The sequence below is a fragment of the Saccharopolyspora sp. genome, from assembly GCF_017434145.1.
In the GTDB taxonomy this organism is placed as follows: Bacteria; Actinomycetota; Actinomycetes; order Mycobacteriales; family Pseudonocardiaceae; genus Saccharopolyspora_C; species Saccharopolyspora_C galaxeae.
The window spans coordinates 1-4,928 of sequence record NZ_JAFRFW010000458.1 but is presented as its reverse complement, the minus strand read 5'-3'; the positions used below and the strand labels follow the sequence as shown (position 1 = coordinate 4,928).

At 71.4% G+C, this 4,928-nt stretch carries 4 protein-coding genes and 1 tRNA gene; 3 read left to right on the top strand and 2 right to left on the bottom strand.

Going from position 1 to position 4,928, the window contains the following annotated elements; translation table 11 throughout:
* A partial coding sequence (locus IJH84_RS12680; RefSeq protein WP_295144416.1) for an isocitrate/isopropylmalate family dehydrogenase occupies positions 1–926 on the top strand: 926 nt, incomplete at its 5' end.
* A gap of 29 nt (positions 927–955) precedes the next feature.
* Here the strand turns inward: IJH84_RS12680 and IJH84_RS12675 are convergent.
* Positions 956–1,048, bottom strand: a tRNA-Sec gene (locus tag IJH84_RS12675).
* Positions 1,049–1,138: 90 nt separating this feature from the next.
* On the opposite strand from IJH84_RS12675, the gene selD reads away from it, so the two are divergent.
* Positions 1,139–2,140, top strand: coding sequence for a selenide, water dikinase SelD (selD, locus tag IJH84_RS12670; protein ID WP_295144414.1), 1,002 nt, complete (start codon positions 1,139–1,141; stop codon positions 2,138–2,140).
* A 172-nt stretch (positions 2,141–2,312) separates the two neighbouring features.
* Here selD and IJH84_RS12665 read toward each other — a convergent pair whose 3' ends face one another.
* Positions 2,313–2,999: a TetR family transcriptional regulator gene (locus IJH84_RS12665; RefSeq protein ID WP_295144411.1), complete on the bottom strand. Its 687-nt coding sequence runs from the start codon at positions 2,997–2,999 to the stop codon at positions 2,313–2,315.
* A gap of 121 nt (positions 3,000–3,120) precedes the next feature.
* On the opposite strand from IJH84_RS12665, the gene IJH84_RS12660 reads away from it, so the two are divergent.
* A complete protein-coding gene (locus IJH84_RS12660; RefSeq protein WP_295144409.1) occupies positions 3,121–4,785 on the top strand; it encodes an MFS transporter in 1,665 nt (554 codons plus the stop codon).
* Positions 4,786–4,928: the final 143 nt, after the last annotated feature.

Here is a 4,928-nt window from a genome sequence, read left to right as displayed (position 1 = left end):
GCCGGTACCTGGACGAGGGCGCGATGATGCCGCCCGACGGGTTGGACCGCATCCGCGACCACGACGCGATCCTTCTCGGCGCCGTCGGCTGGACGGGGGTGCCGGACCACGTGTCGCTGTGGGGACTTCTCATCCCCATCCGGCGCCGGTTCCGGCAGTACGTGAACTTGCGGCCGATCAAGGTCCTCGATGGCGTGCCGAGCCCCGTCGCCAAGGCGACGAGCGACGTCGACTTCGTCGTCGTGCGGGAGAACGTCGAGGGCGAGTACTCCGAGATCGGAGGCCGGCTGAACCGGGGCTTCCCCGAGGAGATGGCCGTGCAGGAAGCGGTCTTCACCAGAGCGGGCACCGAGCGCATCCTGCAGTACGCCTTCGACGCCGCTCAGCAGCGGCGCGGACACCTGGTCTCGGCGACGAAGTCGAACGGCATCGTCCACACGATGCCGTTCTGGGACGAGATCGCCGAGGAAGTCGGCGCCCGGCACCCGGGCGTGACGTGGCGCCAGGAGCACATCGACGCCCTTGTCGCCAAGGTCGTTCTCGACCCGGCCCGGTTCGACGTCATCGTCGGATCGAACCTGTTCGGGGACATCCTCAGCGACCTCGCCGCCGCGGTGTCGGGCAGCATCGGCATCGCTCCCGCCGCGAACCTCGACCCCGACCGCAACTTCCCGTCCATGTTCGAACCGGTGCACGGTTCCGCCCCGGACATCGCCGGGCGGGGAATCGCGAACCCGCTCGGCGCCATCTGGTCGGCCGCGATGATGCTCGACCACCTCGGCCATCCGGAAGCGGCTGCGGAAGTGTCGGACGCCTTCACCACCGCGCTGGCCACGAACGACGCGCGCACCCCGGACCTCGGTGGCAACGCGACGACCGAGGAGTTCACCGAACTCGTGCTCGGGAACCTCGCACGTCACCGATGAACCGCGAGGCGTGCGCCTCGACCGGCCGGCGGAGGCGGACGGGAATCGAACCCGCCTGGCCGAGGTGCTCGGCCACGTCGGTTTTGAAGACCGCGGGGGCCACCAGGCACCCATACGCCTCCCTCGCCGCACGGCGCGGAACAACATTACGCACCGGGGATGCCGCGCCGCGCGGGCGGCCGGTCATTGCTCGGTGACCTACGCTCGCAGGGGTGACCGAGCTTCGGACGAATTCCGCCCACCGCCTGACCCAGTACGCGCACGGAGGGGGCTGCGCGTGCAAAATCCCGCCGGGTGAACTGGAATCCATGGTCGCGGGCCTGCACGGCAGCACCGGCGGCGAGCTGATCGTCGGGCTCGACGACGGCGACGACGCGGCCGCGGTGCGCCTGGACGGTGGCAGCGCGGTGATCAGCACCGCGGACTTCTTCACCCCGGTCGTGGACGACGCCTACGACTGGGGCCGGATCGCCGCGGCCAACGCACTGTCCGATGTGTACGCAATGGGCGGACGGCCGGTCGTGGCGGTGAACCTGCTGTGCTGGCCGCGCGAGCTGCTGCCGGTGGAACTGGCCGGCGAGGTGCTGCGCGGCGGGATGGACGTCGGCAGGCAGGCGGCCTGCCCGGTCGCGGGCGGGCACAGCGTGGACGATCCGGAACCGAAGTACGGCATGGCCGTCACCGGCATCGGCTCGCCGGATTCCTTGCTGCGCAACGATTCCGGGCGCGCCGGCCTGCCGCTGTCGCTGACCAAGCCGCTGGGCATCGGGGTGCTCAACACCCGGCACAAGGCCACCGGCGAGGTCTTCCCGCAGGCGGTGGCGGCGATGACCGAGCTCAACGCGGGCGCCGCCGACGCTGCGGTGCGGGCCGGGATCGGGTGCGCCACCGACGTGACCGGTTTCGGCCTGCTCGGTCACCTGCTCAAACTTGCCCGCGCCAGCGGGGTGTCCGCGCACCTCGATCCGGCAGCGGTGTCCTATCTGGACGGAGCTAGGGAGGCGTTGCGGGACGGCTTCGTCAGCGGCGGCACGAAGCGCAACCTGGACTGGGTGCGGCCGCACGCCGACCTCTCGGCGATCTCCGAGGACGAGGCGCTGCTGCTGGCCGACGCGCAGACCTCCGGGGGCTTGCTGGTGGCCGGAGAGGTCCCGGGCGCACCGGTCATCGGTGAGCTCGCCCCGCGGGAGGAACACCTCATCACCGTGCGCTGAGCGGCGGGTCGAGCCGGCGGTTGGCGTTCTCCCGCCGTTTCAGCCGCCGATGGCCCGGCCCGGGCAACTCGGCGGCATTCCCGGCAGACCAGTCCCGGTCGGCGACCATCCGGCGGGAAGCGTCCCGGCGGCCGCCGGGCTCAGCCGCCGCGTTCTTGCGGCTCCCGCGCACTCATCCGCCCGCGAGTTCGGCCGCTCCGCCCAGCCCGGACGCGGTTTCGTCGAGCAGCGCGGTGAACACCTCGCGCAGCGGCGCGCCGTCGGTGCGCGCCAGCCACGTCCGCATCGCCGAGCCGAAGCAGCTCATCAGCACGATCGCCCAGGTGTAGAGCCGCGGATCGGCGCCGTCCGCCGCATCGCAGTGCTGGATCAGCTCGTCGACGACGTCGTGCACCCACCGCCGGTGCAGCATGTGGAACTCGTAGTCCCCGGTCGCTTCCAGCGACTCCAGCAGCCGCGCGCGCAGCAGGTGCTGCTGGCGGTCCAGCTCCACCCGCTCTGCGGTGTCCAGCAGCACCGCGGTCAGCGATCGCATCGGATGCTCGCCGACCGGCCGGGAATGCAGCACCTGCCGCATCCGTTCGGTTTCGTGCGTGGTGTCGCCGAACAGCACGGCGTCCTTGCTGGGGAAGTGGCGGAAGAACGTGCGCGGCGCGACGTCGGCGGCCTCGGCGATCTGCTCGACCGTGGTGGCGTCGAAGCCCTGCTCGGTGAACAGCTTCAACGCGGCTTCCTCGATGCTCGCCCGGGTCCGCGCGGGGCGCCGCCGCCTGCGGTCCGTCGGTTCATCCGGACGGCCGCCGGAAGCGGCCCCGGTTCCCCGGGGCCCGGAGTCCCCACGCACGGTAGCGGCGGTCATGCGCTCCAGGTTCGTCGCAGCGCACCGGAACGTCAACGGTGGCAGGTGTCACGAGTGACAATTGGCAGTGCTGACATAACCTGGTGGGTGGATGCGCACGACGGGGAAGTGAGGAGACGCGGTGTCGGACACCGAGAAAGCTGCGGGTGGCGGCCTGCCGCACGCTGAAGGCCAGCCCCGCACGGAAGGTGAACGCCGCGCCGCGGCCGAGGGCATCGCGCTACCGGTCTACCGCCGCCGCTGGGCGACGCTGGTGGTGCTGTGCCTGGCGCTGTCGGCGACGATGCTGGCCAACACCTCGCTCGGCGTCGCGCTGCCGTTCCTGTCGCAGGAACTCGGTTCCTCGCTGTCGGACCAGCAGTGGTTCAGCAACGCCTACGCGCTGGTGTTCGCGGGCTTGCTGTTCACCACCTCGACGATCGCCGACCGCTACGGGCGCAAGGCGATGCTGCAGGCCGGGCTGGTGCTGTTCGGGGTGGTCTCGGCCTACGTGTGGGCGCTGGTGGACTCGAACGCGGAGCTGATCGCCGCGCGCGGGCTGCTCGGCCTCGGCGGCGCGATGATCATGCCGGTGACGCTGTCCATCCTGACCAGCGTGTTCCCCAGCGCCGAGCGGACCAGGGCGGTCGGCATCTGGGCCGCGGTCTCCGGCGCGGGCACTTCGCTCGGGCCCGTGCTGGCCGGACTGCTGCTGGAGTACTTCTCCTGGCACGCGGTGTTCGCGATCAACATCCCGGTCGTGATCGTCGGCGTGCTGGCGAGCATCCGCTACGTGCCGCAGCAGGCTTCCGCTGCCGACACCAGCGAAGGCGGACACGGCGGCATCGACATCCTCGGCGCGGTGCTGTCCACCGTCGGCATCACCCTGGTCGTCTATGCCCTGATCGACGCCCAGCACGTCGGCTGGACCGCGGCGCGCACCTGGATCCTGGTGGCGATCGGGCTGGTCGTGGTGGCGCTGTTCGTGCTCTGGGAGCGGCGCGCGAAGGACCCGATGCTGGACGTGGGCCTGTTCCGCAACCGCGGGTTCGCGGCCTCGGCGGTCGCGCTGACGCTGGTGTTCTTCGCGATGATCGGCGTGTTCTTCTCGCTGAGCCAGACGCTGATCCTGGTCTTCGGCTACTCGCCGCTGGGCTCGTCGGTGGCGATGCTGCCGATGTCGGTGATGATGGTGCTGATCGCCCCGCAGGTCGCGGGCATCGTCGGGCGGTTCGGGCCGCGCGCGACCATCGCGTCCGGGCTGGTGCTGGCCGCGGCGGGCATGGCCGGTCTGAGCACGCTGACCGCCGACTCCGGCTACCTGCACTTCCTGCTCCCGCTGGCGCTGACCTCGGGCGGCATGTCGCTGGCGATGGCACCGGCCACCGACCAGCTGATGGCCAACGTGCCGCGCGAGCGGGCCGGGATGGGCTCGGCCACCAACGACGTCACCCGGGAGGTCGGTGCTTCGCTCGGCGTCGCGGTGCTCGGCAGCGTGCTGGGCAGCGCCTACGCGGGCTACCTGGACCCGGCGGTGCAGCAGCTGCCGGAGCAGCTTGCCGGGATGGCCAAGGAGTCGCTGCCCGGCGGGCTGATGGCCGCCGCCCAGCTCGGCCCGCAGGGCGCCGGGTTCGCCCAGCAGGTGCTGACCTCGTGGATGAGCGGGATGCACGTGGCGAACCTGGCCGGTGCCGGGCTCATTCTGCTGGCCGCGGTGGTCGCCTGGGTGTGGCTGCCGCGCACGACCGGCTCGGCCGAGCCGCAGGCGCAGCCCGAGCAGCAGGAGGCGCAGGCGCAGAACACCTGATCGCGAGTTCGCGGATCCGGGGCGGGGCGAAAGATTTGCCCCGCCCCGTTTCAAGTGATCGCATCGCGGGTACCGGGTGGGAGCCGAAGCCCGCCGCACGAGGAGGTCCGCGATGCCCCAATGGCTCAGCTGGCCCGTCCTGC

Coding starts and splice junctions, on each gene's coding strand:
- IJH84_RS12665 (WP_295144411.1), bottom strand. CDS start 2,999: ATGACCGCCGCTACCGTGCGTGGGGACTCCGGGCCCCGGGGAACCGGG.